Raw genomic sequence first — 1,551 nt, forward strand, 5'->3', positions numbered from 1 at the left:
GCACAGCAGGAATGCATTGGTGATTGTGGTTTTTGGTGCTAACGCCAGGTGTTTGTTACTCACTGTGTTGTTTAGTTGTGCCTGTCCTTTTTACTTTTTTTTTACTTTTTTGGAGTGGAAGTGGTGCTCACGAAAGACGACACTGAATATGGTCTAACTCTTGGAAGAGACTTTGGTGTTGTTGGTGCTGAAAAAAAAGCATTCGTTAGTCAGAATGGCAAGATAGGTGTTGAAGCATCAGCTTCTCTTAGATATTACGAAGTTACAATTAAGTATGTGACTGAATTTCAATCTGTAGTTTCTAATATATATCATACGAGTGTTGCTACAGCAGAGGCGTTATATCGAGATGCAACAGGAGGTAGGTAGGTGAATAAATATATATTTATACTTTTAATGTTTTCTTTTTTTTCTCAAGGGGCGCTTCCTGTTATAGAAGCATGCGGTGGGCAAGTGGATTTAAATTTTGATATTAAAGATATGGTAGTCGATGGCACCGTACCATATGAAAAACGACATAGAATGGAAACTATTTTGACAGAGCTTGAAAGGTGCAACCCTAAAAAAGCTTACATAAATTTAGGTGAAATCAGCCAGTTCGGATTGCTCGGAACCGTAAATATTACTAAAGCTATCGAGTATTACAGTCGGTCTGCTGAATTAGGTGAGTTAAAAGCTCATTACTATTTAGGAACAATTTATTTTACTAATGAATTGTTTTTTGATGTAAAAAAATCGCTATATCACACTGAAATTGCAGCGAGAGCGGGTATTAAAGAAGCCATTACAAACCTATTGCAGATGCAAAGATCAGGCTATTTTGATTCAGCCGAGATGCTTAAGATTCTTCACGGTTTTTCACATGCTGACGATGAGGATATTGCTATTTTATATGCTCAGGAAAAGTATAGAGCAGTAGTCGCTGCTGAGGACGATGTCGAGTTTTTAAAGTTGTTAAACTATTTATTATCATTAGAAGTAGAAAAAAGAGCTGCTGACATTTACTTCATGACTGCAAGACTTTATTTAAATGAAAAGTTTGCTACTTATGATAGAACCAAAGGCCTTAATTATCTTAAGCTAGCTGCTGCAAAAGGGCACATCATTGCACCAGATATATTGATAATGTATAGAGAAGATAAATAAAATTTATTATTGAAATCAATAGGGTTGGAGCCGGGTTGAAGCCTGCGAAAAAGGGGGCGGAGCTAATAAGCTTTAAAGGGATATAACAATGATAAAAAGTATATTAGTTGCCATAGTAGTGTTGTTTGCGGTTTACAGAAAATAGGACAGGCACAGCAGAAATTCATTGGTGATTGTGGTTTATGGTGCTAAGGCTAGGTGTTTGTTACTCACTGTGTTGTTCAGTTGTGCCTGTCCTTTTCACTGCTACGTCAGCACGGGGCTAAGCGAGGGCGTCCGTATGTTGGCGTAAGCAGGTTTAAATTTACTCTGACCCTGACAAATCCCCACAAAATGTATATAAAAAACAATAGTATAATAAAGAAATAATTGAACATTCATGGCGTTTGGTGATCAGATCTATCG

2 protein-coding genes are annotated in these 1,551 nt (G+C 37.1%); both read left to right on the forward strand.

From position 1 onward, the window contains the following. The first annotated feature begins 123 nt into the window (after positions 1–123). Positions 124–369: a hypothetical protein gene (locus VT06_RS16705; RefSeq protein ID WP_152659059.1), complete on the forward strand. Its 246-nt coding sequence runs from the start codon at positions 124–126 to the stop codon at positions 367–369. Next, positions 370–1,146, forward strand: a complete 777-nt coding sequence (locus tag VT06_RS16710) for a tetratricopeptide repeat protein (protein ID WP_046555466.1) — start codon at positions 370–372, stop codon at positions 1,144–1,146. The last annotated feature ends 405 nt before the right edge of the window (positions 1,147–1,551 follow it).

Origin of the sequence: Arsukibacterium sp. MJ3 (assembly GCF_000987765.1) — a bacterium.
GTDB lineage: Bacteria > Pseudomonadota > Gammaproteobacteria > Enterobacterales > Alteromonadaceae > Alishewanella.